Origin of the sequence: Bacillus sp. EKM206B (assembly GCF_011066015.1) — a bacterium.
Taxonomy (GTDB): Bacteria; Bacillota; Bacilli; order Bacillales; family Bacillaceae; genus Bacillus; species Bacillus velezensis.
Map to the genome: position 1 here is coordinate 260620 of NZ_JAAMNL010000003.1, position 22429 is coordinate 283048.

The window sequence follows — 22429 nt, forward strand, 5'->3', positions numbered from 1 at the left end:
CCCTCCTACACGACTGAAGCCGATACTGAAATTGTCTGCTCGACGCTTATGAATACCGGTTCTCTATAAAGTGTCTCGCCATCAATAACAATCGAAGTTTTCTTTGATTTCTCGTGAAGGCTAGGATAACTCTCGACATCAGAAGCCGAAACAAGTCTCCAGACTTTCCACTCATTCATTGAGTCTTCCAGGTCGCTGTTCTCGTAATGGCAACCCTCCCAAAATTCTTGTTCTAACCATTCATCTAATTCTGTATTCCCATCAAAAATATAAGCCTCATCACATTCATTCTCATGAAAGACAAAGAAATAATCTTCCCAAATGTCAAAGCCATTGGCTTTAACAAAATCAACAAATTCCCGCCAGTTACTTTTCAAACCACCTTGATCAACATGTTTCACTTTCATTCCGCAGCCCCCTCCAATGCTGTTTTGGCAACGGCGCCCCAATCCATATCAATAGCGGGCGGACAGTCTTCAAATTCATTTGTGTATGTCGTGTCATCAGCGTAAAATTCTAATGCGTTTCTATAACGCTTGTTCTCCGCCTGCAGCAACTTAATATCTTTCTGTGCCTGCCGGAATTGATTGGCCGCAATATCCTGCTGCCGCTGGTGCTCCCGATTCATAGCCTGCTGCATGATTAACTCTTCCGCGAGCTTTTCGGCTGCTGCTTCCAAAGAAATTGGCTCCGGTGTACTGTCCGCCGTTTTTGAAAGGGTGCAAATGTAAGAACCGGTATATAAAACCTCACCTTGTGATAAGTTGATTTTGAATTCTTTCATGCCCGGGCCTCCCGGTCTAAAAGACATGTTTTGCATACAACCCATAGAGCTGAATAATATATTTTTCCGCAGCGTTCACACTTGCGGGCAATTTCGTTTTGATACATTTTCCGTTCCTCCCCCGCAGGGGAAAACCCCTGCTAATTGAATTTATGGCCGATCTCGTAATCACAACGAGCCAGGCCGCCTTTTACTGTTTGAATGATTGTTTTACCGTGTTCGGGAGCCTCAACGACATACGCGGCGTTTTGGTTGCCGTCTAACACGATGACGGACACCTTTCCCGGCTCAATAAATTGAGAAACACTTGTATTTTGATTGATGGATATATGTTTTGGCTGCATGTTCAAAGCCTCCGTATGGTATAATAAAAGTGTCTAGTTTTTATTTTCTATACGGTGGCGGTTGCTTTAGCGGCCGTCCTTACATCCAATAGTTTGACGGGAATAGCTGTATGCCAACCTTTGGTTTTTCCGTCGAAATAATTGGGTGTTTTTTTATATACTCAAGGCGTTCTTCTTCGCTCATCACCCGCGTTGTGACTTCGCCGTGCCGACGCAAGTTTTTGTTTTCTGTCATGGTGCTGTCCTCCTATTCTTTGTTCATGCCTTTGATTTGAAGATTATATAAGCGCTCAAGCTCTTCATCTGTCTGGCGGTTTAAAAAATCTCTGCCATAGGAGCCGATAAGCAAAAGCCATTCCATTAAATGCTTTCGTTCTGCCTGTCCCAAAACGTCTGCCACTCCCTTCATAATCAGCATTTGTAAAGCCGCGTTCCGTACCTCCGGGGCGCAGTCTTCATAACGCACGATGACCATAAGTTGCTGGACCGTTGCTTTTTCAAAACGGAAGCTTTTGCTTGTTGCGTTCATCTTCTGACGCTTCCTTTCCGAGCAATCCGGATTCCCGAGGCTCTATGAGGTCTTTCTTTGCCTGGTCGATGATAAGGAATAACGTTTCGTCTTCATTTCGTTTCAGCTCTTTTGCTATGTTGAGATATGACTCATTTGCCGCCCATAGCTCCCGGAAACGCCTGATTTCGCTGTCATAAAACATGAAGTTTAGCTCCTGAAATGGGATATACACCGGGCTTTCTTCAAACAAATAGCGCAGTCGATACATTTTATCTTTCATAGTTTTCTCAGATATTTTTATTCTTTTGTTAGCGCGTAAACCGTTTTTACGGGCGGGTAGGATATTTTTTCTTGCAAAGTCCATGACCAGCAAAATGATTTCGTCCGAATCCCTGTTTAATAATTCCGACATATCAAGAATTGATTTTCCATCATGCCAGTATTGAACGACCTTTTTCAGCTGGACCATTGACCATTCATAATTCATATCCTCCAAAGCCAGTTCGAACGGTTCGGCATTGACCGCCTGACTCATGCTAAACACTCCCTTTTATAATTCATATAGCGGTGAACCAATATGAGACGATGATCGTGCTGTAGATGCTCCAAGACGAGCCAGTTCTCAATGGTCAGGCCGTTTGCCTTAATGATTGCTTTTTGCGCACGAGTCGGAGATTTACCTCGTTTCATACTGCATTCCCCCTAAAGTTCTGATAGTCGGCTATTTTTTGATCAAGAACCCTGATAAGCTCGTCTATTTCTTTTTTACGCTGATCATCCGTTAATTTGCGTTCAGGGACGATCTGCAGCACGCCGGGCATGATTGCCTGTATCAACTATTTTCACCTCCTTAAACCAGCGAAGCCGGTGTTTTGCGCCCTTTGCCTTTTTGCGCCTCTTCAAACTCAATTTGTTCAAGATGGGCTGTAAGGCGGTTGACGGTCTTTTTGTCATAAAGCTTTGCTAAAGCCAATCCGGTAAGGTTTGTTGTTACAATCGTCACCTTGCCTTGCCTGCCAGTAGAGATCCCATACCAGACCCTCTGAATGAAATCAGGCGCTGTCCTTTTCTCGTTATCTGTGTCGCCCACTTCGCTCCCCAAGTCGTCGATGACGAGATAATCGACTCGTGTAAGCAGTTCGATTGCCTTGGACTCCGTAAGCTTTTCAGAATCATCGTTGAAAGAATTTTTTATGCGCCGCATGAGCGCGTCACTATTAACAAAAAGGGCTGATTTTGCATATGCTTCTTGACTCTTTTTGTTCAGTTCTTTAAGCGCTGATATTGCCAGATGACTTTTGCCGGCATTGGACGCACCGGTTATAAATATGTTCATGATTACGCCCGCTTTGATCTGATCAACCAGTTCAAGCATCCGGCGTTTGTTCTGTTCATCCTCTTGGTTGTAACAGTGATATGTTTCAAACGTTGCCTTTTCCAGAGTTGGATCGGCAATGAGTGAGTGTGTAGAAAGAACCCTTCTCTCTACCTGACGGCGCCAAACCTCAGCTTCTTGCTCAATCTCCTTGTTGCGCTGTTCCCTTTCGCACATAGGACACTTTACAGAGCCGTCCCGAAGTTCCATGAGCTGAACTGGATACGGTTTTTCCTCTCCGCCGATTATCCGGGTGTGTTTGTCGCAGTAAACAGGGTTACCGTGCTCATCAGTATGGAATGTCATCCTGCGAGATATTTCGCCCTGGACTGCGGCTGCTCGCTCCTTTGTAAAATCCTCCATGCGCCGATCCTCCTTTTTGGTTTAGGTAAGATTCAAATTTTGTACCGAACAATGTTTGAGGACGTAGAAACTTATTCATAGCAGGATCATTGAGCCATTCCTCTGTTTTTACAAGAATGACATGTTTAAAATCTTCAAAACGAAAACCTTCGTTCCAGCGTGCTTTGATGTCTTTTTTTGTTTTCTCTGTGTTAGATCGGTATCGTGTACCTGCTACTTTGTTCAGCAAATCAATGATCAGTTTGTAAGGAATCTCGTCCTTTTCGTTTTTGGAAGAAGATGCGTCGTCGGGTTTACCCGACAATATATCTTTTAATTCTTTTTCTTCTTCTTCTTCTTTTTCTTTTTCTTGTCCACTACACGACGACGTATCGTCGTACGTATCGTTCACGTAACGTGAAAATGCTTCTCTGATAGCGTCATTAGGAATGTGAGGAAAAATCAATTCAAGCAATGTTTTATCCTCGATCTGTTTTAACTCTTTTTCGATGCAGTCCATCATGGGCTTTCCGGCTTTCTTGAGGTTGTATTTTCCCCATTTGATAATCGCTATTTCTCTGGTTTCTGAGTTATAAACGACTAACTTATGATGATGTTGAAACCGGTCCAAAAGACTGTTTACTGATTCGGGTGAATACCCCATATCAAAAGCCATTCGCTTTTTGGTAATACGGTAAACACCTATTTGGGTGGTGTTTGGGTTAGTTAAAAGATACAAATAAAAGTATTTATCCTCCGGTGTTAATTCTTCTAATACTTTTGGGTCTTGCCAAAATTCCACATAAACTTGTCGGAAATTAGCCATTTGCTCCCCCTCCTTATGCGTTCGAAATGCAGTTCTTTGCGATCCAAGCCTCAACAGCACGTCGCGAAAATCTTCGCTGGGTTTTTGCCCCGCCTGGGCGCTGAGGTGGTTCAAACGAAGGAAAGTCCGGCCTACTGAAATACAACTCTTCCGCGGTAGCAGCAGTACATTTAAGTATCCCTTCGTAAACCTCCTTCTTTGTTAGCAACTGATCCTGTGCAGACAGTACCATGATCATTTCTTGAATTTTAGGAACCAGCGCTGCGCTGACATTTGTGATTACTTCGCTTGTAATTGTGTCGATATCTGATTGTTCAAGTTCGATTTTCAATGTTTATACCTCCTCTAGTTTCCTTTCAGGAAACCTAATTTCAAAAAAAATCGCTCATTGGAATGTCGAGCTTTTTAGAAATTTTTTCAATGCTATTAAGACTTGGATTAACTTTCCCATTTTCGATTTTAGATATGAAAGATGGAGAAAAACCCAAATGAGAAGCAAACTCCCTTACAGTCTGTTCACCTCTGATGCTTTTAATCTTACTTCTAAATTTAGAGAAATTCATTTTCTTCACCTCTCTCTTGGTTTCCCGTCAGGAAACTAAATAAAATATAACATCTTGTTTTCTCCTTTGCAACCCCCTTTATAGTTTTTTGTGTATTATTTGTCAACTCTCGATGGTATAATGACTATAGTGATTATACGTTAATAAACGGGAGAAATAAGGTGATTTTTTGAATAAAAACATAGGAAAAAATATAAAAATCTTGCGTGAAAAAAAAGGTCTTGGATTAGTTGAAGCCGCTGAAGCAATAGGTATCTCTAAAAGCTATCTATCCAAACTCGAAAGAGGATTGCAAGACCCCTCAATGAAAAAGCTGGATATAATTGCAGACTTTTTTTCTGTTGATCGCTCTTATTTTTTTACAGACTTAGATAATATAGAACATTTCTCGGAAGAAGAAAAACAATTAGCGTTTGAAAAAGACTTGTCAATTGAAAACCTTAGGAAAAATTATAATATAACTCTTGATGGCAAAGAAGTTTCCGACGACGAAATAAATGTGATGTTAGAAGTCCTAAAAGCATACAGAAAATCAAAGGGCAGTTCTGATACTGATTGATTCTTGGTCGGCTAATTGCTTTATTTTCTCCAAAAATTCATCGAGTGAAATATCTGTCTTCATTTTATGCAATCCCCTTTATGCGAACTTTTGTTCTATTATAATGCATTGATGATTAAAAATAAATCGGCAACTAAGGATTTCCTGTTTTTCATTTTTTGAAAACAGGAAATCCTTCTTAAAAACACGAAAGACGATGCCTATAATTTTGGCAACGTCTTTTTTAATAAAATATAGTTTTTTCAGTTTTTGTGATTTTCGGCTCTACAACTTTGTAACTCATGCCCACCGGTGGATCAGCTAACTGTTTGGTGTTTCCAGGATTCTGCAAAGGTTGTGGTTCATTGTGTTCAGTATTAGAATTTGCTGTACTAAAAGCAAAGGCTAATACTATCACTAATGTTATTGCTATCCCTATGACAGTCTTTTTCACTAATATTCACCTCCCTCTTTATAATATTATAATCAACCCCCAATTTTAGCAACTCTATTTTTGGTAAATTTGCTCTGAAGTAGTCTTTTTTATCACAGAATATATGTAATGAGAGGAGCAATTTCTCTATGCTCTTCTCTTTCTTTCCATCAAAGTAAAAAGCTAATGCAGAGTATACCTCATAATCATAATATTGTTCCAAGTTATTCTGTCTAACTACATTTTTTATGAATTCAGATACGATAAGCTTTTTTGACACAGGTCTTTCCCAAAACATGTTTAAAATCGCCAGTTGCTCTCTTAGATCATTGGCAACAAAATACCTATCTCGAGAGTTATTAAGTTCTATCCCTCTTTTAAAATAATAAGCTGCATTGTCATAAGACTCATAGAAGTACGATAACCCTGAAATGAAAAATCCATTTGTTACTGAATTCACACTGAAGTTTCTTTCGATTAATTTCGCGGCTCTTTCCCGGGCCTGTTCTTTATTATTTCTAAATTTAAGATACATGTTAGCAAGAGCTTCATCCGTCCTACTTAAAAATGCCTTTTGAATAAAAGGGTCTTTTATTTCTGGCAGCATATCGTGAATCTTCTCGACATAATGCAAAGAAAGATCAAATTTTCCACTATAATAAAAACATAGCATTTCTAAAATTAACAAGAGGGTTTTTAAATCTTGTGAACTAGGCTTCAATGGTTTTAACTTCTCAAGATATTCAACTTCACTATAGACACGGGAATACTTTGACTCAAGCTGCCAGCCATAAACTAAAGCCCATTCCCTCAGCTCTCGATTGCTACCATTAATTGTTTCCCCTATCAAATGAGTAGTCATCGAATCGAGTTTTTTTGAGTGTGCATATTCAAATGCAGTTTTTATATTCTTTTTTGTTGCTTCATAGCAGCACTGGCGCATTATTTCAATTTCATTATCCTTATCAAGATAGCGAACGATTTCCAGTACCATCCACAAGGCGATTTCTTGCCCATTAAGGAATTTACTGAGATGCGAAGCGCTGATTCCAATTTTATCAGCAATTTGTTTTTGCGGTTCTTCCTTTGACTCAATTATATTCTTCAAATGCCCTCTAACATCAAATTTATATCTATTCATATTAATCACCACTTCAAATTAATATATCACGTCCAGAAGAAAAACATTGTCGATAATTGACGAAAGCATCAAAAAAAGAACGATAATTTCGAATAAGAATAATATTCATATTTTTCTCTATTATACCATAATTCTTACTAAAGTTATATATTCAGTAAGAATTTTTACAGGTTATCACATGGCAACAAGCTTTTAATTTAATTGAACTAATCACGAGTGAAAATAACTTTACTCTACAAAAATATCCGATTGAGTTGCATAATAATATTAATAAAGTGAATTTAAGTAAAAATGGAGGATAGGATCAATGGCGAGTTATAGAAAACGCGGAGACAATTGGGAATACAGAATTACATACTATGATCCCATCACGAACAAAAGACGCGAAAAAACAAAGAAAGGCTTCAGGACTAAAAAAGAAGCTATGGTTGCAGCCGCTCAAGCTGAAATCAACATTGATCAAGATTTTTTTGAAAAGGATGATAATATTAGACTGGCCACTTACCTTGATAAATGGTTTGAAGATTATAAGCCCACCGTCAAAGAAAGCTCTTGGAAAACAAGACATGATAGTTTAATCATTTTAAAGAAGCACTTAGGGGCTTATAAATTAAAGAGCGTCAATGAAAAAATATACCGTAATTTTCTGAATGATATAGCGCCGCAATATGCAAAGAACACACTTATTGGGGTTCATCACGTAATTAAGATGGTTATGGATCAAGCTGTTAAAGACTCCTACTTCAGATATAACCCAATTAAAGAAGTGAAAATTCCTAAAACCACAAAAGACACCTCTTCAAAACAAGTTGATGAAGATCTTGCAGATATAAAATTTTGGGAAAAGGAGGAGATAACAGCATATCTGAACGCTGTAAAACGGAAAGGGAGGCCTCAAGATTTAGCGATGTTTTTGCTACTGGTGTATTCCGGTTTGCGTATAGGCGAAGCTGTGGCCCTCAAATGGGACAAAATTGACTTTGAAGAGTCTATTATCCGGGTCAGATTCACTTTGTTCCAAAAGAATGGGTTAAGAGGGAAATATAAAATGATGCCGCCTAAAACTCAATCATCTATCCGTAACGTACCGGTTCCGCCTCAAGTCATTAATCAATTACGTGTTTTGAAGCATGTACAAGAACGAATAAAAGAGGAGAAACGAGGCAATTACGTTGATGAAGACTTTGTTTTCGCTGATCATACAGGTCAGCCCGAACCGGCAAGAAACTTCAATTATCGAATGGCCACTTATATAAAAAAAGCAGGAGTGAAAAAAATCACTCCGCATAATTTAAGACACACATATACAGCTTTGATGATTGATGCTGGGATTGATATTAAAGAAGCTCAAAGACGCCTAGGACATTCCTCTGCAAAAACAACGCTCGACATTTATTCGCATATCATGAAAGATAAAAAAACTGCATCTATCGTCCAATTTAACGCTATGGCGAATGAAATCTTTTAAAAAAACGTGGGCAAATTGTGGGCATGCGCATTTTATAAAGCTGATACGCATGCCCACAACCCTTTTATATCAAGCTTTGTTCAAGGATCGTTTGAATCTTCGTGACCATCAGATCAATTGCGACGTGGTTTTGCCCGCCTTCCGGAATAATGATGTCCGCGTAGCGTTTCGTCGGTTCAACAAACTGATTGTGCATCGGTCTCACGACGGACACATACTGCTCAATGACAGAATCGATCGAGCGGCCTCTTTCGTTAATATCCCTCATAATCCGTCTGATGATACGGAGATCAGCGTCCGTGTCGACATAAAGTTTCATATCCATGAGGTCGCGAAGTCTTTTATCTTCGAGAACGAGAATGCCTTCCAGAATAATGACATCCTTCGGCTCAACCGGAATGGTTTCCTCAGAACGCGTATGCAGTTTATAATCATAAATCGGCTTTTCTATCGGCCGGTAATTCAAAAGCTCCTGAATATGCTCGATTAAATAGTCATTATCAAATGCGAGCGGGTGATCATAGTTTGTGTTCAGCCTTTCTTCAAACGGAAGATGGCTTTGGTCTTTATAATAAAGGTCTTGCTGGATCATTAAAATCGAGTGTCCTTTAAACTGTTCATAGATGGAACGGGTGACGCTTGTTTTTCCTGATCCGGAACCTCCTGCGATGCCTATAACTACAGGACTCTTACCCATTGGTGATTACTTCCCCTTTCTCATCATGTTGCTCGGATAAATCTTTTTGTCTACTTTAAATGTAACGATTTGCAGGGGATGGCGGGCAGCATCAAGCTCGTTTCCGTCTTCGTCCCAAATAGTGCCGATTGTGAATGTGAAATTGTCGATTTCAGGACCGAAAAATTCCACTTCGTCACCTTGTTTAAAGAAATTGCGCTGCTGGAGCGTCACCATTTGAGTTTCCTCGTTATACGCGAGCACGAGACCGGCAAAATCAAATGTTGTTTTCTTTCCGTGTTCACCGAACATCTGCTCTTCATACCCGGGCGTGCCTTCAAAGAAAGCAGGCGCGGTATCCCGGTTTGCACATTTGTCCAGCTCATCCAGCCATTCTTTTTGAATGACAAAGTTTTCAGGATCAGCGCAGTATGCGTCGATGACTTTGCGATACACGCTGACAACCGTCGCAACGTAATGAATTGATTTCATCCGGCCTTCAATTTTCAGGCTGTCGATGCCCATCTCGATCATTTGCGGAATGGATTCAATCAATTTTAAATCTTTCGGGCTCATCGCAAACGGAGCGTCTTCTTCGTCATAGAGCGCGACCGCGTTTGCACCGTCTGTCTGATACAGATCATAATCCCAGCGGCAGGACTGACAGCAGCCGCCGCGGTTGGAATCCCGGGCCGTCATGTGATTGCTCAGCACGCATCGGCCTGAATAAGCGATACACATGGCGCCGTGGATAAAGGTTTCGATTTCAATATCCACCTTTTCCTTCATTTCTTTAATTTCCAGTCCGCTCGTTTCACGGGCAAGCACCACGCGGTCAAGCCCTTCTTCTTTCCAGAACTGCACCGCTTTCCAGTTGGAAAGGGACTGCTGTGTGCTGAGGTGAATTTCTACGTCCGGGGCCACTCTCCGGCATGTTTCAATAATCAGCGGATCAGCGACGATAATTCCGGCAACTTTTGCGTCTCCCAACGCTTTTAAGTATTCTTCCAGACCGTCCATATTTTCATTATGGGCGAAAATGTTTGTTGTCACATATATTTTTGCCCCGTATTTTTTGGCAAATTCTACGCCCTCTGCGATTTCTTCTATTGAAAAGTTATCCGCATTTGAGCGGAGTCCGTATTCCTGTCCTCCGATAAAAACCGCGTCCGCTCCGTAATGAACGGCAATTTTTAATTTTTCAAGGTTTCCTGCCGGAGCAAGGAGTTCAGGTTTTTTCGTAATGACGCGTTTTCCGTTTACGACTTTGGAAATGGTTTGATTTACGGCTGTCATCCGTTGCACCCTCCTTTTTAATAGACCGTTTCTTTAAAGAAGAATCCTGTGTCGATGCTTCTGTTCACAGGCTGAATGCTTTCAATCCGCTCTATCCAGCTCTCTTTTTTCTCTTCGTATGTCTCTCGGCTTTCGAAGCACAAATCGATTGCTTCTCTGTACATGCGGGTCACTTCAGTTAAGTATTCAGGAGACTTCAAAACTCCGTCGATTTTGAAAGAATCGATGCCGGCGTCCATCAGGTCCTCTAATTCATCAATCATGCACACATCGTTCGGGCTCATGATGTGCGTGCCGTTTTCATCTTCAAAAATCGGGTATTTATTGCCCCGTTCCTTGTCATGCAGAAACATCCCCGCTTCTTTTTTCTTCTGTTCGATGTCCATGACTTTACCCTGGTATTCGAAGTAATGGCCCACTAAAGAACGCTTCGATTGGAACATGCACGTCATGCCGTGGATTTGAATTTCAATTTCCACTTCGGCGTTTTCTTTTATGTCAATGATGCTATCCATATTTAATTCCTTAGCCAGCACTGCCCGCCGTGCGCCTTTGCGTCCCCAGTAATTGCAGGAATAGTAGTTGGTTCCCGTTGTTTCCGTGCTCCAATGCAGCTTAAGCTCGGGAGCCGCTTCACGCGCCGCCATTAAAACGGCCGGATCACCGAAAACAGCCGCATCAACGCCGGCCTCCTGCAAAAAGGCAAGATAGCCGTTCAGCTCGTCCACTTTTTCGTTGTGAAAAATAGCATTGACGGCGGCGTACACTTTCGCGCCTTCCTGATGAGCTGTCTTTACGGCTTCTTTTATATCTTCTCTTGAAAATTCACCGGCCAGTCTCAGGCCGTATCTCTGTTCTCCGACTAACAGGGCCGTTGCGCCCGCTTGAATGAGCGGAAGAATATCCTGTACAGAAGTCGGAGTCACCAAAAGTTCAGGTTTTTTCATGATCCTTCACCTCTTCTTTTTACTGATGGCGATGCCGTCTCCGACCGGCAGTATGACCGTTTGATAGTCAGGCCGGTCCATCAGCCATTGGTTATATTGATCAATTTTTTCAACAAGCTTCCGTCTTCTTTTCGGCTCAATGTCCGAGTGATTTTGTGCCACCAGCCCTTTAAACAGAACATTGTCCGTAAAAATGACTCCATCCGGCGCAAGCATCGGTTCATAGAGCTCAAAAAAGTTCGTGTACTGGCCTTTGGCCGCGTCGATAAAAATGGCATCATAAGGAGCCGTGACACGGACAGACTCAGAAAGTTCCAGCGCATCCCCGTGCATTACGTGAATCCGGTTTTCCATTTCAAAGTCTTTTATATTGTTCACAGCTTCTTCATAGCGTTTGTCGTCCCGTTCAATCGTGTAAATATTCGCATCCGGAAGCTCAAGCGCCATCCGTATGGCGGAATATCCGATTGCCGCGCCGATTTCCAAAATGTTTTTCGCCTGTTGAATCGACAGCATTTGAAGCAGCACTTCAATGCCCGCTTCTTCCATAATCGGAACATGGTGCTCTTTTGCATAGGCTTCAAGCTTTTTCACTTTATCAGGCCGAGGCTTCAGCATCGCGTTTATATACTCGTTTATTTGTTCATACCGATCATTCACGGCAAACAGCCTCCGTTCTAAAAAGGAGTGCCCCTGACGAATCCGCGGGGACACTCTCTTAAGACACTTCTTTATCCATAAGTAAACAACCCGATATATTTTATCATAAAACCTTTCAGAATGGAATAAAAGGAGAGCTTTTGCCCTCCTTTTATTCGCTGTCTTTTTTGGAAATATACTTTTCCTTCGCTTTATTATGGTCTTTTAATGTTTTGGTGAAAACAACCTCGCCGTTTGATTTTGCAAGGAAATAGAGATAATCCGTTTTGTCAGGGCGGAGAGCCGCTTCCCATGATGAATCACCGGCATTTGCAATCGGTCCCGGCGGCAGCCCCTTATGTTTATACGTATTAAACGGAGAATCAATTTTCAGGTCTTTGTAGTAGACCCGGCTTTTATGCTTACCGGCCGCATATAATACCGTCGGGTCAGTCTGCAGCGGCATTTTTTCTTCGAGCCTGTTGTAAAAAACGCTGGCGATTTTGTGACGGTCGGCTTTGGCGGTGGCTTCTTCTTCAATTAGCGATGCCATTGTCAGCGCGTTATGGACGGAAAGTTTCTTTTTTTCCAGTTCAGATTTATACGTTTCGATACGGGTGTTTGTTTCCTGAACCATTGCCGTCAAAATCGTGTCAAGCGATGCATCCGGATCATTAAACGGATATGTGGCCGGATACAGATAGCCTTCGAGCGGATGCTTGAGCTTCTTGTTTGAAAGTGCGTCCGTTATCGTATCAGGAAACTGTTTCTTCAGTTTGCCGATGAATGTTTTGTCATCCAGTTTCGCCATGATCTCTTCTTTTGAATATGATGTTTCTTTTGCGATCGCATCCGCAATCTGTGTAAGCTGTTTTCCTTCAGGAACGGAGATCTGAAAGGCATATCCCGTTGATCCCGCGGTCAGTTTTTTGATAATCGCATCCGCATCCATTCCTTTATTCAGGTGGTAAAATCCCGCCTGAAACCCGGAAGCGCCTTTATACTTCACATACAGCTGAAATGCTTTTTTGCTTTTGATGACATGCTGATCCTCAAGAATTTCAGCGATTGCCGAAACGGAAGAACCGCTCGGAATATTAATATTGACTGCCGTTTTGCTGCCTTTGTCAACCGGAGACAGCAAAGATTTTCCATAGAAAAAAGCACCGCAAATGATGATAAGCAGAGCGATCACGGAGGACAGTATTATCGTCGTTTTTTTGTTTTTACGCGGAAATGAATGTTTAGTCTGATTGATATTCATACAAGTATTTTCCTCCCAACAGCTCTTATACTACATGATTCATGTCCATTCGGCAATTTATTACAAAAAAAAGCCGAAGCGCATATGCGCTCCGGCTTTTTCCGTTCATTTTATTCTTCGTCTTCTTCCGCTAAAAACGTGTTCAGCGTTTCTTCGATCATTTCCCACTCTTCATCGGTTTCAATCGGCATCAGTTCGCCGTCTTCACCATTTTCGTTCGGTTCGAAGCTTGAAGCGTGAATTTCGATTTCATCATCGTCTTGAGCATCAATCGGATAATAAAGTACGTAAGATTTGTTGAATGTGTCGTTTTCAAATGTGAACAGCACTTCGCAAAGCTGTTCGTTGCCTTGATCATCGACAATTGTAATGTGTTTTTCGCCGTGTTCCATTTTTTTCACCTCTTAGTTTAAACTGTCCAGATATCCTTGAAGGATCATGACAGCCGCCATTTTATCAATGACTTTTTTTCGTTTTTGCCTGCTGACGTCAGCCGCGATCAGCATTTTTTCAGCCGCCATCGTCGTCAGACGCTCGTCCCACAGCACAACAGGGACATTGTACGCTGTTTCAAGCAGTTTCGCAAATGTTTGGCTGGCTTCGCCTCTCGGACCGATCGTCCCGTTCATGTTTTTCGGAAAACCGAGCACGATCTTCTCTACATTATAGTCTTTCATCAGCTCGGATAAACGGTCCAGACCGTAATCTCCTTCAGCCTCGTTTATTTTTATCGTCTCAATGCCTTGAGCGGTCCAGCCCATTTCATCGCTTAAAGCTACGCCGAGTGTTTTCGTTCCAAGATCAAGTCCCAATATTCTCATGAATGTATTTACGCCTCTTTATGCTGTTCTAGATAGGATTTTACCAATTCCTCGATTAATTCGTCACGTTCCAGTTTGCGAATTAAGTTCCGGGCGTCGCGATGCCTAGGAATGTATGCAGGATCTCCAGACAGCAAGTATCCGACAATCTGGTTGATAGGATTGTACCCCTTTTCCTGAAGCGCATCATATACCGTAATCAGCACTTCTTCGACGTTTGTTTCAGCAGAATCATCGGAGAAATTAAATTTCATCGTTTTATCAAACGAGCTCACCGTTTTGCACCTCTTTCCCAAATTCGCAGGCAAAGTTCAGCCTGAGGTCCTCATCTTATCATCATTCTACACTACTTGAAAGGATTATAAAACGGATTTTATCCAATCTTCCGCAGATGCGAGCGCCTCTTCCAATTTTTCAGGCTGCTTTCCGCCGGCCTGCGCCATGTCCGGACGGCCTCCGCCTCCGCCTCCGCAGACTTCAGCCGCTTGTTTGACCATTTTGCCGGCATGAAGGCCTTTTTCGATCAGGTCTTTCGTCACGCCTGCTGAAAGGTTGACTTTCTCATTTTGCACGGCGCCGAGAATGATGACCGCAGAACCGAGCTTCGCTTTCAGATCATCCACCATAGTGCGAAGGTGGTTCATGTCTTTCGCATTTACTTTTTCAGCCAGCACTTTTACGCCGCCGATGTCTTTTACTTTAGACAGAATGGCTCCGGCTTCCACATTGCCGAGTTTGCTGAGCAATGATTCATTTTCTCTTTGCGCTTCCTTCAGCTCCGCTTGAAGAGACTGAATTCGCTTCGGTACGTCTTTTACGTTTGATTTCAGCTCGTCCGCAGCGTGCTGCAGAAGGCTGAGCTGGCTGTTCATTTCCTGATAAGCGCCTTTTCCTGTTACGGCTTCAATTCTTCGCGTCCCTGCGCCGATCCCTGATTCGGATACGATTTTAAACAGGCCGATTTCTGCCGTATTCGTGACATGGCATCCGCCGCAAAGCTCAAGGCTGTAATCTCCGACTTGTACGACGCGGACGATATCGCCGTATTTCTCGCCGAACAGGGCCATCGCGCCCATTTCTTTCGCTTCATTGATCGGTTTCAAATCAATCGCTACCGGAATGCTCTCCCAGATTTTTTCGTTGACGATTCCTTCAATGCGTTCAAGTTCTTCTTTCGTCACTTGACCGAAATGAGAGAAGTCAAAACGCAGACGGTTTTCGGTAACGAGTGAACCCGCTTGGTTGACATGTGTGCCGAGAACGTCTTTCAGCGCTTGGTGCAGAAGGTGGGTAGCCGTATGGTTTTTCACCACGCCGCTTCTCATTTGATCTTCAACTTCAGCCGTCACGCTTGCACCTTTTTGAATCGTGCCGCTATCCACCGTGCCTTCGTGTACATGCTGACCGTTCGGAGCTTTTTTCACGTCTTTAATGGTTACGACAGCCTGCTCGCTTCTCAGCACTCCTCTGTCACCGATCTGTCCGCCGCTTTCAGCATAGAAAGGCGTTTTGTCAAGAAGGATTTGGACGGTATCCCCTTCATGCGCCTCACTGATTAATTGCCCGTCATGAAGAAGCTCGATTACCTTCGCTTCAGCTTTTACGGCACTGTAGCCGACAAATGTGCTTTCTGCGGTAATATCGCGCAATGCGCCGCCCTGAACCTGCATGCTTCCTACATCTTGGCGCGCATTTCTCGCCCGTTCACGCTGTTTTTCCATTTCGGCTTCAAAGCCTTTATGGTCAACCGTCATTTGCTCATCTTCCGCGTATTCCTCCGTCAATTCAACCGGGAATCCGTACGTATCGTACAGTTTGAATACGTCTTTTCCGGAGATGATGCCGCTGCCTTTCTCCTTCTCTTTCTTTATCACGTCGGATAAAATGGCCAGACCTTCGTTTAATGTTTCGTGGAAGCGCTCTTCCTCCGTTTTGATGACTTTGGCGATAAACTCTTGCTTTTCTTTCACCTCCGGATAGAAAGCGTCCATAATTCCTGCAACAGTCGGTACTAGCTCGTACATAAACGGACGGCTGATACCGATGGTTTTCGCGTATCGCACTGCCCGGCGCAAGAGGCGTCTCAGTACATACCCGCGCCCTTCGTTCGAAGGCAGCGCCCCGTCGCTTACCGCAAATGCGACCGTTCTGATATGATCGGCGATCACTTTAAAGGCCGTATCCTTCACTGCATCCTTTCCGTAAGCATCTCCGGAAATGCGCTCTGTTGCTTCAATAATCGGCATAAACAAATCAGTGTCAAAGTTTGTCGGGACATCCTGAATCACGGAGACCATCCGTTCAAGCCCCATGCCCGTATCAATGTTTTTCTTCGGAAGCGGTGTGTATGTGCCGTCCGGGTTGTGGTTGAACTCTGAGAATACCAGGTTCCACACTTCAAGATAGCGATCATTTTCGCCGCCCGGATACAATTCAGAATCTGACGGGTCATTGCCGTATTTCTCGCCGCGGTCATAGAAAATTTCCGTATTCGGTCCGCTCGGGCCTTCGCCGATATCCCAGAAGTTCCCTTCCAGACGGATGATTCTTTCTTCCGGAACGCCGATTTTTTCCGCCCATAGCGTATAAGCTTCTTCATCCTCAGGGTGAACCGTTACAGACAGCAGCTCCGGATCAAAGCCGATCCACTTTTCGCTCGTTAAAAATTCCCATGCCCACGTGATCGCTTCTTCTTTAAAATAATCACCGATGGAAAAGTTTCCGAGCATCTCAAAGAACGTGTGGTGGCGCGCCGTTTTCCCCACATTTTCAATATCATTTGTTCGGATTGATTTTTGCGCGTTTACAATTCTCGGATTCTCCGGCACAACGCGGCCGTCAAAGTATTTTTTCAGCGTCGCAACGCCGCTGTTGATCCATAATAAAGACGGATCTTCATGCGGAACCAATGAGGCGCTCGGTTCAACGGCATGGCCTTTTTCTTTAAAGAAATCTAAAAACATTTGACGCACTTCAGCAGAAGTTAAGTGTTTCATCTATATTCCTCCTTATCACTACCCGAAATTCTCTTTTGCGACAGCAAAAAAGCTCTCTCCCTATGCAAACCATGCGTTCACACAGGGACGAGAGCTGTCTCGCGGTACCACCCTGATTACAGGCCGAAAAAGGCCTGTCACCTTTCATCCCGTAACGCAGGACTGCGGCAGCCTTTAACTGCACTCAGGATTAGCTTCCGCCGATCTTCTGCTGAAGCTCCTTTCAGCGTATCGGAGCTTCTCTCTTAAACAGGGCTTCGGCGTACTCATATCCGTCACTCGAGATTCGTATGTATTCTACTCGAAATTATAGACAAGCAGAACCCGAATGTCAATGTTCCGTCCTGATCCGCAAAAAGTGTATGGCCGTCACTTTTAAAACGGCTGCCGCCGGAACAGCGAGAATCATGCCGGGAATGCCCGCGAGCTCTCCGCCGGCAAGGAGCGCCAGCATGATCACGACGGGGTGCATTCTGAGACTGCGCCCGACAATAAGCGGGCTCAAAATGTTTCCTTCTATAAATTGCAGAATAAAAATCGTGACGATTACGATGATCACAGCTTTAGCAGAAATCGCCAGCGAAAGGAGCAGCGCCGGTACAGCGCCGATAAACGGACCGAAATACGGGATGACATTCGTAATCCCGATGGCAAGGCCCAAAATCAGCGGGTAAGGAAGCCCGAACAGCCAAAATGAAACGCCGGCTATTAGCCCGAGCAAAAAACAAACGAGAAGCTGACCGCGGATGTAATCACCGAGAGAGTCGTCCACATCCCGCAGAAATTCACTCCCCCTTTTTCTCCAGGACTTCGGCGTCAAATACCAGACTGTCTTTTTCATGACGTCTATATCCTTCACCATATAGAACACGAGAAAAGGAATCGTCGCCGCGATCAGGATATAATCAAGCACGAAACGGATGCTTCTGATCGTGCTTTCAATCGTGCCGGCAAGAAACGTTTCTGTCTGCTGAATCATTTTGTCCATTCGGTGGTGCATGCCGTCAGGCCAATGATCCGTGTGATTATGCAGGTGCTTCAGCATGCTGTTGTAGTTTTTGGCAAGACCGGGAATGCTCTCAGACAGATCCTGCAGCTGTTCAATTAAAACAGGAACCCCTTTATAAACCCCCCAGCCGATTCCGCCGAAAAACAGGCAATAAATCAGAAGCAGGCTTAAAGTTCTAGGCATCCCTTTTCTATGAAGCCATTCAGTAATCGGAAGTAAAAGATAAGCAATAAATACTGCGATGAATATAGGAATAAAGAGAGATTTTATAACAAGCCAAATGGGAGACCATAACATATCGAGCATGCAAAAGACATACACTGTTAACAAAACGAGCAGACATACAGCCGTCCACATTAAGAGCTGCAGCGGTTTTTGAAGCATGACGTTTCACCTCTTGCTTTATCTTTTGACAGAAAGCCGGAATTATTCCCGTTTCATAAACTCCGCCTTATGACGCAGACCTCTTGACGGAAATAATTATCAGAAATTACGAAATAATCTAAATAATATTCATAAAAATCTGTATAACCATCGTAATGTGTTAAAGGATTTCAAAAACTGTCCAGTCAATATGACTCATGTTTTTTAAGGAGGATGGCCATGATTTCATTTCAGGATGTAAATAAGCACTACGGACATTTCCACGTGCTGAAAAACATTAATCTGCACATTAAAAAAGGGGAAGTCGTCGTTATCATCGGACCTTCAGGATCGGGAAAAAGCACGCTTCTCCGCTGCATTAATCAGCTGGAAACAGTTGATGGAGGCGCCTTAACGGTAAACGGCGTCTCCATCCATGACAAGAAAACGGATATAAATAAGGTCCGCCGCAATATCGGCATGGTGTTCCAGCATTTTCATCTGTACCCGCACAAAACCGTTCTGCAAAACATCATGCTCGCACCGATCAAAGTGCTTAAGCAATCAAAAGAAGAAGCAAAAGAAACGGCCTTATACTATTTGAAAAAAGTCGGTATACCGGAAAAAGCGGACGCTTATCCTTCACAGCTTTCGGGCGGCCAGCAGCAGCGTGTCGCCATCGCCAGGGGGCTTGCGATGAAGCCCGAAATTATGCTGTTTGATGAACCCACATCCGCGCTTGACCCGGAAATGATCGGGGAAGTGCTGGATGTCATGAAAACACTCGCAAAGGAAGGCATGACCATGGCAGTCGTCACACATGAAATGGGATTCGCAAAAGAAGTGGCGGACCGCATCGTGTTTATCGACGGCGGAGCCATCTTAGAAGAAGCTGCACCGGCTGAATTTTACGAAAGCCCCTGTGAAGAGAGGGCGCGTTTATTCTTAAGCCGTATTTTAAATCACTGAAAAGAAACGGAGGAGCGCTTATGTCACGCGTAACAAAATGGCTGTCATTCGGATTGATATCACTGCTGGCCGTCTTTATGCTGGCCGCCTGCGGAGGGAAAGAAACGTCCGGAGATTCAAAAGGAACGGGAAAAGACACGTTAGCCTCTATTAAAGACAGAGACAAAATCATCTTCGGCGTCAAAACCGACACGAGGTTATTCGGGCTGAAAAACCCAAGCTCCGGTGATATTGAAGGCTTCGATATTGATATCTCAAAACAGCTCGCAAAAGATATTCTGGGGGATGAGAAGAAAGCGGAATTTAAAGAAGTGACGTCAAAAACGAGAATTCCGATGCTGCAAAACGGCGATATCGATGCCATCACCGCCACGATGACGATAACGGATGAGCGGAAAAAAGAAGTTGATTTCTCAGATGTTTATTTTGAAGCGGGGCAATCCCTGCTCGTCAAAAAAGGAAGCAGCATCAAAAGCACCGAAGACCTGGGAAAAGGCTCAAAAGTATTGGCGGTAAAAGGCTCTACTTCCTCACAAAACATCAGAGAAAAAGCGCCTGACGCCTCAGTGCTGGAATTTGAAAATTACGCCGAAGCGTTCACTGCGCTTAAAGCAGGACAGGGAGATGCGCTCACAACCGATAATGCGATTTTATACGGCATGGCAGATGAAAATAAACAATATCAGCTGACAGGCGAAACCTTCACCGATGAACCTTACGGAATCGCCGTCAAAAAAGGCCAATCCGGACTCATCAAGGAAATCAACGCCTCTTTGAAAAAAATGAAAGCCGACGGCAGGTACGAAAAAATCTATAAAAAATGGATTAAAGAAGAACCGGCAAAATAGAAAGGACCGCGGGATGAGCAGGCATGCTCATCCCCGTTTTATAAGGAGTGACATAGATGAACTTTTCAATTTTAACGGAAAACTTCGATATGTATATGGACGGTTTCCTGCACACATTGCTTGCGAGCTTCATCGCGCTGGCAGGCAGCTTTGCGCTGGGCGTTCTGATCGCAGTCATGAGAATCATGGCTTTCAAACCCCTTCAATGGATCGGCACTGCGTATGTGGAATTTATCCGCAACATCCCGCTTCTCCTCATCACATTCGTTTTTTATTTCGGACTTCCGAACGCCGGGCTGAGACTGGACGGCTTTCAGGCGGGAACGATTGCGCTGACGATATACACGTCGGCCTTTATCGCAGAAGCCATCAGAGCCGGAATTCAGACTGTCTCCAAAGGGCAGATGGAAGCGGCCAGATCGTCAGGCTTCACCTACAGTCAGGCGATGAGATACGTCATTCTTCCTCAGGCCGTAAAAATCGTGATTCCACCGCTCGGAAACCAATTTCTCAACCTTGTCAAAAACTCATCAATACTCGGAGTGGTGGCGGGACTCGATTTGATGTATCAGGCGGATCTCGTTTCCTCAAGCACTCTTGTCGTGTTTGATGTCTATATTTTCGTCGCGCTTTTTTATTTGATAGTAACGATCCCGCTCAGCATCGGGGTTCACTATTTGGAAAGACGTCTCGGAAAGAGTTATTAGAGAAGGAGAGTGAAAAACATGGATTTTAGCGGCGCCTATACACCTGACCATCTGCTGTTTTTATGGGACGGCTTTTTGGTCACACTTTATGTTGCGCTGATCTCCATTGTCCTGAGTTTTATTTTCGGGCTTGCCGCCGGCACTTTGCGCTATGCGAAAATTCCTATCGTCTCGGGCATTATAGCGGCCATTGTGGAAACCATCCGCAACCTGCCGCTGTTATTAATCATTTTCTTTACGTTTTTTGCCCTACCGGAAATCGGGATCAAACTGGAAATTACCGCGGCCGCCATCACGGCGCTGACGATTTTTGAATCGGCCATGCTGTCAGAAATCATCAGAAGCGGTTTGCAATCCGTTGACAAAGGACAGATTGAAGCGGCGCGTTCTTCAGGACTGACGTACACGCAGACTCTTTTTCTCGTCGTCATGCCGCAGGCGCTCAGGCGTATGGTTCCTCCGATTGTGAGCCAGTTTATCTCCTTATTAAAGGATACGTCACTTGCGGTCGTCATCGCTCTGCCCGAACTGATTCATAACGCGCAGATTTTAAACGGACAAAGCGCTGACGGGGGATATTTTTTCCCGATCTTTCTGCTGGCGGCCCTGATGTATTTCGCGGTCAATTACTGCCTGTCTCTCGCAGCCAGACGGCTGGAAGCGAGACAAACGTAAAAAGGATACTTCCGGAGAAGTATCCTTTTTTCTGCTTAAAACATTTTCATGACTCGTCTTCTCATCCGTTTCATACCTTTTTTATTCAGCATATCGGACTGAGAAGCCATACGATACATAACGGCTCCAGCTCCTAAAGCCAACAGAGAGGTCATTGTTCTGCCCATCGCGCGTATCTCCTTTCAACTTTAAAAATTGATACTGCGTTCGTCTTCAGAAAACAAATCATCAAGACTGCTTAACGTGCCGTCTTCCTCTACTTGATGTGTCGCAATTTTGCCTTTGGCTACCGTCAGCTCAATGAAGCAGCCCCAGCAATAGTATTGGTTTACGCCGATTTTGCCGATATCTTTACTTTTGCAGTTCGGACATACAAGCACAGACTACACCTCTTATCCGTTCAGGACGATGCCTTCTTTCCCCGCTTCAATAAGCGTATCGGCGGCGCGGCGCACTTGGCGTCTGCCAGCCAGATCTGAAAAGAAGCCGTCCGAGAGTTCATATGCTACGATTATGCCCCTGTCCAAACAAAAGTATACATCTTCCAGCAAACCGAACATTTCACCATCAGGCGATTTCACCGGCTGCATCTTAATCTGTTCAAAGGTGAAACAGCTCTTCGGCAAAGGCTGCAAATGAGCATGACCGGCAGCTACGGCTTCTTGATCCATCTCTTTTATATCACTTGCCTCTAAAAAAAGATGGCGGTTATGAAACAGGCGTTTCTGCTCCAGCACGAAACCGAGAAACCGGCCGTCCAGAGAGAAACATACATCCGATATCATCCCGAGACTGCGCCCGGTGTTTTCGTCATATACTGTTCGTCCTTCAGCTGCATGGCATGTTCTCAAAGTGTGATCAACCACCTTTTGTTGAACACGTATAGGTTTTGCC

General features: G+C 43.9%; 32 protein-coding genes and 1 other annotated feature. Of the genes, 6 read left to right on the forward strand and 26 right to left on the reverse strand.

Going from position 1 to position 22429, the window contains the following annotated elements:
• Positions 1-5: 5 nt before the first annotated feature.
• From G9F50_RS07340 to G9F50_RS07395, 12 genes are all read right to left on the reverse strand, one after another.
• Positions 6-407 (reverse strand): hypothetical protein, encoded by a 402-nt coding sequence (locus G9F50_RS07340; RefSeq protein WP_099566820.1) that lies wholly within the window; start codon positions 405-407, stop codon positions 6-8.
• Positions 404-784, reverse strand: coding sequence for a hypothetical protein (locus G9F50_RS07345; protein WP_165417720.1), 381 nt, complete (start codon positions 782-784; stop codon positions 404-406). The genes G9F50_RS07340 and G9F50_RS07345 overlap by 4 nt, the downstream gene beginning before the upstream one ends.
• Positions 785-924: 140 nt before the next feature.
• Entirely contained in the window at positions 925-1128 is a 204-nt protein-coding gene (locus G9F50_RS07350) for an XtrA/YqaO family protein (protein WP_032859650.1), read from the reverse strand.
• A gap of 79 nt (positions 1129-1207) precedes the next feature.
• Positions 1208-1363, reverse strand: a complete 156-nt coding sequence (locus tag G9F50_RS07355; protein ID WP_014721585.1) for a hypothetical protein — start codon at positions 1361-1363, stop codon at positions 1208-1210.
• Between the two features lie 12 nt (positions 1364-1375).
• A complete protein-coding gene (locus tag G9F50_RS20550; protein WP_044801653.1) occupies positions 1376-1657 on the reverse strand; it encodes a BH0509 family protein in 282 nt (93 codons plus the stop codon).
• A complete protein-coding gene (locus tag G9F50_RS07365) occupies positions 1626-2174 on the reverse strand; it encodes a hypothetical protein (protein ID WP_151280832.1) in 549 nt (182 codons plus the stop codon). The genes G9F50_RS20550 and G9F50_RS07365 overlap by 32 nt, the downstream gene beginning before the upstream one ends.
• Entirely contained in the window at positions 2171-2329 is a 159-nt protein-coding gene (locus G9F50_RS07370) for a DUF6906 family protein (protein WP_165417721.1), read from the reverse strand. The genes G9F50_RS07365 and G9F50_RS07370 overlap by 4 nt, the downstream gene beginning before the upstream one ends.
• Positions 2326-2475, reverse strand: coding sequence for a type VI secretion system contractile sheath protein TssC (locus tag G9F50_RS07375; protein WP_165417722.1), 150 nt, complete (start codon positions 2473-2475; stop codon positions 2326-2328). The genes G9F50_RS07370 and G9F50_RS07375 overlap by 4 nt, the downstream gene beginning before the upstream one ends.
• Before the next feature lie 14 nt (positions 2476-2489).
• Complete coding sequence (locus tag G9F50_RS07380; RefSeq protein WP_165417728.1) at positions 2490-3320, reverse strand: ATP-binding protein; 831 nt, start codon at positions 3318-3320, stop codon at positions 2490-2492.
• Positions 3304-4182, reverse strand: coding sequence for a conserved phage C-terminal domain-containing protein (locus G9F50_RS07385; RefSeq protein WP_165417723.1), 879 nt, complete (start codon positions 4180-4182; stop codon positions 3304-3306). Before G9F50_RS07385 ends, G9F50_RS07380 begins: the two co-directional genes overlap by 17 nt.
• Before the next feature lie 13 nt (positions 4183-4195).
• Positions 4196-4513 carry a hypothetical protein gene (locus tag G9F50_RS07390; protein ID WP_041481795.1) on the reverse strand — a complete coding sequence of 106 codons (318 nt, stop codon included), beginning with the start codon at positions 4511-4513 and terminating at the stop codon, positions 4196-4198.
• Between the two features lie 40 nt (positions 4514-4553).
• Complete coding sequence (locus tag G9F50_RS07395) at positions 4554-4745, reverse strand: helix-turn-helix domain-containing protein (RefSeq protein ID WP_041481796.1); 192 nt, start codon at positions 4743-4745, stop codon at positions 4554-4556.
• 169 nt (positions 4746-4914) lie between these two features.
• On the opposite strand from G9F50_RS07395, the gene G9F50_RS07400 reads away from it, so the two are divergent.
• On the forward strand, positions 4915-5304 hold the full coding sequence (locus G9F50_RS07400) for a helix-turn-helix domain-containing protein (protein WP_015387909.1): 390 nt from the start codon (positions 4915-4917) through the stop codon (positions 5302-5304).
• A 371-nt stretch (positions 5305-5675) separates the two neighbouring features.
• On the opposite strand, the gene G9F50_RS07405 is transcribed toward G9F50_RS07400, so the two are convergent.
• Positions 5676-6857 (reverse strand): AimR family lysis-lysogeny pheromone receptor, encoded by a 1182-nt coding sequence (locus G9F50_RS07405; protein WP_165417724.1) that lies wholly within the window; start codon positions 6855-6857, stop codon positions 5676-5678.
• Positions 6858-7164: 307 nt separating this feature from the next.
• Between G9F50_RS07405 and G9F50_RS07410 the strand changes: the two genes are divergently transcribed.
• Complete coding sequence (locus G9F50_RS07410; protein ID WP_053574415.1) at positions 7165-8325, forward strand: site-specific integrase; 1161 nt, start codon at positions 7165-7167, stop codon at positions 8323-8325.
• Between the two features lie 64 nt (positions 8326-8389).
• Here the strand turns inward: G9F50_RS07410 and udk are convergent, their stop codons facing one another.
• The 10 genes from udk to G9F50_RS07460 all read right to left on the reverse strand — a co-directional run bounded on the left by udk (position 8390) and on the right by G9F50_RS07460 (position 18357).
• Positions 8390-9022, reverse strand: coding sequence for a uridine kinase (gene udk, locus G9F50_RS07415; RefSeq protein WP_099566984.1), 633 nt, complete (start codon positions 9020-9022; stop codon positions 8390-8392).
• 6 nt (positions 9023-9028) lie between these two features.
• On the reverse strand, positions 9029-10297 hold the full coding sequence (locus G9F50_RS07420; RefSeq protein ID WP_003152759.1) for a peptidase U32 family protein: 1269 nt from the start codon (positions 10295-10297) through the stop codon (positions 9029-9031).
• A 17-nt stretch (positions 10298-10314) separates the two neighbouring features.
• Complete coding sequence (locus G9F50_RS07425) at positions 10315-11244, reverse strand: peptidase U32 family protein (protein WP_007408214.1); 930 nt, start codon at positions 11242-11244, stop codon at positions 10315-10317.
• Between the two features lie 6 nt (positions 11245-11250).
• Positions 11251-11904: an O-methyltransferase gene (locus G9F50_RS07430; protein WP_007612793.1), complete on the reverse strand. Its 654-nt coding sequence runs from the start codon at positions 11902-11904 to the stop codon at positions 11251-11253.
• Positions 11905-12055: 151 nt separating this feature from the next.
• Positions 12056-13147, reverse strand: coding sequence for an endolytic transglycosylase MltG (mltG, locus tag G9F50_RS07435; RefSeq protein ID WP_007408212.1), 1092 nt, complete (start codon positions 13145-13147; stop codon positions 12056-12058).
• A gap of 110 nt (positions 13148-13257) precedes the next feature.
• Positions 13258-13539, reverse strand: coding sequence for a DUF1292 domain-containing protein (locus G9F50_RS07440; RefSeq protein ID WP_003152751.1), 282 nt, complete (start codon positions 13537-13539; stop codon positions 13258-13260).
• A 12-nt stretch (positions 13540-13551) separates the two neighbouring features.
• Entirely contained in the window at positions 13552-13968 is a 417-nt protein-coding gene (gene ruvX / locus G9F50_RS07445) for a Holliday junction resolvase RuvX (RefSeq protein WP_003152750.1), read from the reverse strand.
• Between the two features lie 8 nt (positions 13969-13976).
• Entirely contained in the window at positions 13977-14243 is a 267-nt protein-coding gene (locus G9F50_RS07450; protein WP_003152749.1) for an IreB family regulatory phosphoprotein, read from the reverse strand.
• Between the two features lie 84 nt (positions 14244-14327).
• Entirely contained in the window at positions 14328-16964 is a 2637-nt protein-coding gene (gene alaS / locus G9F50_RS07455; protein ID WP_060562663.1) for an alanine--tRNA ligase, read from the reverse strand.
• An 80-nt stretch (positions 16965-17044) separates the two neighbouring features.
• Positions 17045-17252, reverse strand: a binding site (T-box leader).
• Positions 17253-17295: 43 nt separating this feature from the next.
• Positions 17296-18357: an AI-2E family transporter gene (locus G9F50_RS07460; RefSeq protein WP_007612803.1), complete on the reverse strand. Its 1062-nt coding sequence runs from the start codon at positions 18355-18357 to the stop codon at positions 17296-17298.
• 219 nt (positions 18358-18576) lie between these two features.
• On the opposite strand from G9F50_RS07460, the gene G9F50_RS07465 reads away from it, so the two are divergent.
• From G9F50_RS07465 to G9F50_RS07480, 4 genes are read left to right on the forward strand one after another with little or no spacing between them, the layout of a single operon-like run.
• On the forward strand, positions 18577-19305 hold the full coding sequence (locus G9F50_RS07465) for an amino acid ABC transporter ATP-binding protein (protein ID WP_060562664.1): 729 nt from the start codon (positions 18577-18579) through the stop codon (positions 19303-19305).
• A gap of 20 nt (positions 19306-19325) precedes the next feature.
• A complete protein-coding gene (locus G9F50_RS07470; protein WP_007408208.1) occupies positions 19326-20153 on the forward strand; it encodes a transporter substrate-binding domain-containing protein in 828 nt (275 codons plus the stop codon).
• Between the two features lie 56 nt (positions 20154-20209).
• The gene (locus G9F50_RS07475; RefSeq protein WP_032866635.1) at positions 20210-20860 is read left to right on the forward strand and encodes an amino acid ABC transporter permease; all 651 of its coding nucleotides are present in this window, start codon (positions 20210-20212) and stop codon (positions 20858-20860) included.
• An 18-nt stretch (positions 20861-20878) separates the two neighbouring features.
• Positions 20879-21535: an amino acid ABC transporter permease gene (locus G9F50_RS07480; protein WP_012118075.1), complete on the forward strand. Its 657-nt coding sequence runs from the start codon at positions 20879-20881 to the stop codon at positions 21533-21535.
• A 35-nt stretch (positions 21536-21570) separates the two neighbouring features.
• Here the strand turns inward: G9F50_RS07480 and G9F50_RS07485 are convergent, their stop codons facing one another.
• From G9F50_RS07485 to G9F50_RS07495, 3 genes are read right to left on the reverse strand one after another with little or no spacing between them, the layout of a single operon-like run.
• The gene (locus G9F50_RS07485) at positions 21571-21702 is read right to left on the reverse strand and encodes a YrzQ family protein (RefSeq protein WP_003152741.1); all 132 of its coding nucleotides are present in this window, start codon (positions 21700-21702) and stop codon (positions 21571-21573) included.
• A gap of 21 nt (positions 21703-21723) precedes the next feature.
• Positions 21724-21915, reverse strand: coding sequence for a hypothetical protein (locus G9F50_RS07490; RefSeq protein ID WP_003152738.1), 192 nt, complete (start codon positions 21913-21915; stop codon positions 21724-21726).
• 12 nt (positions 21916-21927) lie between these two features.
• Entirely contained in the window at positions 21928-22386 is a 459-nt protein-coding gene (locus tag G9F50_RS07495; RefSeq protein ID WP_007408205.1) for a PRC-barrel domain-containing protein, read from the reverse strand.
• Positions 22387-22429 lie beyond the last annotated feature (43 nt).

Excerpts from the sequence above, each read along its gene's own strand:
- G9F50_RS07340 (WP_099566820.1), bottom strand. The coding sequence starts at position 407 with ATGAAAGTGAAACATGTTGATCAAGGTGGTTTGAAAAGTAACTGGCGG.
- G9F50_RS07345 (WP_165417720.1), bottom strand. The coding sequence starts at position 784 with ATGAAAGAATTCAAAATCAACTTATCACAAGGTGAGGTTTTATATACC.
- G9F50_RS07350 (WP_032859650.1), bottom strand. The coding sequence starts at position 1,128 with ATGCAGCCAAAACATATATCCATCAATCAAAATACAAGTGTTTCTCAA.
- G9F50_RS07355 (WP_014721585.1), bottom strand. The coding sequence starts at position 1,363 with ATGACAGAAAACAAAAACTTGCGTCGGCACGGCGAAGTCACAACGCGG.
- G9F50_RS20550 (WP_044801653.1), bottom strand. The coding sequence starts at position 1,657 with ATGAACGCAACAAGCAAAAGCTTCCGTTTTGAAAAAGCAACGGTCCAG.
- G9F50_RS07365 (WP_151280832.1), bottom strand. The coding sequence starts at position 2,174 with ATGAGTCAGGCGGTCAATGCCGAACCGTTCGAACTGGCTTTGGAGGAT.
- G9F50_RS07370 (WP_165417721.1), bottom strand. The coding sequence starts at position 2,329 with ATGAAACGAGGTAAATCTCCGACTCGTGCGCAAAAAGCAATCATTAAG.
- G9F50_RS07380 (WP_165417728.1), bottom strand. The coding sequence starts at position 3,320 with ATGACATTCCATACTGATGAGCACGGTAACCCTGTTTACTGCGACAAA.
- G9F50_RS07385 (WP_165417723.1), bottom strand. The coding sequence starts at position 4,182 with ATGGCTAATTTCCGACAAGTTTATGTGGAATTTTGGCAAGACCCAAAA.
- G9F50_RS07395 (WP_041481796.1), bottom strand. The coding sequence starts at position 4,745 with ATGAATTTCTCTAAATTTAGAAGTAAGATTAAAAGCATCAGAGGTGAA.
- G9F50_RS07405 (WP_165417724.1), bottom strand. The coding sequence starts at position 6,857 with ATGAATAGATATAAATTTGATGTTAGAGGGCATTTGAAGAATATAATT.
- G9F50_RS07410 (WP_053574415.1), top strand. The coding sequence starts at position 7,165 with ATGGCGAGTTATAGAAAACGCGGAGACAATTGGGAATACAGAATTACA.
- udk (WP_099566984.1), bottom strand. The coding sequence starts at position 9,022 with ATGGGTAAGAGTCCTGTAGTTATAGGCATCGCAGGAGGTTCCGGATCA.
- G9F50_RS07420 (WP_003152759.1), bottom strand. The coding sequence starts at position 10,297 with ATGACAGCCGTAAATCAAACCATTTCCAAAGTCGTAAACGGAAAACGC.
- G9F50_RS07425 (WP_007408214.1), bottom strand. The coding sequence starts at position 11,244 with ATGAAAAAACCTGAACTTTTGGTGACTCCGACTTCTGTACAGGATATT.
- mltG (WP_007408212.1), bottom strand. The coding sequence starts at position 13,147 with ATGAATATCAATCAGACTAAACATTCATTTCCGCGTAAAAACAAAAAA.
- G9F50_RS07440 (WP_003152751.1), bottom strand. The coding sequence starts at position 13,539 with ATGGAACACGGCGAAAAACACATTACAATTGTCGATGATCAAGGCAAC.
- ruvX (WP_003152750.1), bottom strand. The coding sequence starts at position 13,968 with ATGAGAATATTGGGACTTGATCTTGGAACGAAAACACTCGGCGTAGCT.
- alaS (WP_060562663.1), bottom strand. The coding sequence starts at position 16,964 with ATGAAACACTTAACTTCTGCTGAAGTGCGTCAAATGTTTTTAGATTTC.
- G9F50_RS07460 (WP_007612803.1), bottom strand. The coding sequence starts at position 18,357 with ATGCTTCAAAAACCGCTGCAGCTCTTAATGTGGACGGCTGTATGTCTG.
- G9F50_RS07465 (WP_060562664.1), top strand. The coding sequence starts at position 18,577 with ATGATTTCATTTCAGGATGTAAATAAGCACTACGGACATTTCCACGTG.
- G9F50_RS07470 (WP_007408208.1), top strand. The coding sequence starts at position 19,326 with ATGTCACGCGTAACAAAATGGCTGTCATTCGGATTGATATCACTGCTG.
- G9F50_RS07475 (WP_032866635.1), top strand. The coding sequence starts at position 20,210 with ATGAACTTTTCAATTTTAACGGAAAACTTCGATATGTATATGGACGGT.
- G9F50_RS07480 (WP_012118075.1), top strand. The coding sequence starts at position 20,879 with ATGGATTTTAGCGGCGCCTATACACCTGACCATCTGCTGTTTTTATGG.
- G9F50_RS07485 (WP_003152741.1), bottom strand. The coding sequence starts at position 21,702 with ATGGGCAGAACAATGACCTCTCTGTTGGCTTTAGGAGCTGGAGCCGTT.